The sequence below is a fragment of the Marinifilum sp. JC120 genome, from assembly GCA_004923195.1.
In the GTDB taxonomy this organism is placed as follows: domain Bacteria; phylum Desulfobacterota; class Desulfovibrionia; order Desulfovibrionales; family Desulfovibrionaceae; genus Maridesulfovibrio.
The window spans coordinates 1-476 of the sequence record RDSB01000182.1; the positions used below are offsets into that span (position 1 = coordinate 1).

1 protein-coding gene is annotated in these 476 nt (G+C 39.1%); it reads left to right on the top strand.

Translation table 11 applies throughout. The annotated features are described in order from the left end of the window. A partial coding sequence (locus tag D0S45_20815) for an endonuclease (GenBank protein ID TIH05234.1) occupies positions 1-476 on the top strand: 476 nt, incomplete at both ends.

Below are 476 nucleotides of genomic sequence, written 5' to 3' on the forward strand. Positions count from 1 at the left end.
CAAAAGCTGGAAGCATTCCCTTTGAAAACCAATACAAGACATGGATGCCCTCTCTCACCACTCCTATTCAACATAGTGTTGGAAGTTCTGGCCAGGGCAATTAGGCAGGAGAAGGAAATAAAGGGTATTCAATTAGGAAAASASRAAGTCAAATTGTCCCTGTTTGCAGATGACATGATTGTATATYTAGAAAACCCYATYGTCTCAGCYCMAAATCTCCTTAAGCYGATAAKCAACTTCAGCAAAGTCTCAGGATASAAAATCAATGTRCAAAAATCACARRCATTCYTATACACCAAYAACAGRCAAACAGAGAGCCAAATCATGAGTGAACTCCCATTCACAATTGCWWCAAAGAGAATAAAATACCTAGGAATCCAACYTACAAGGGATGTKAAGGACCTCTTCAAGGAGGACTACAATCCACTGCTTAACGGAATTAAAGAGGATACAAACAAATGGAAGAACATTCCATG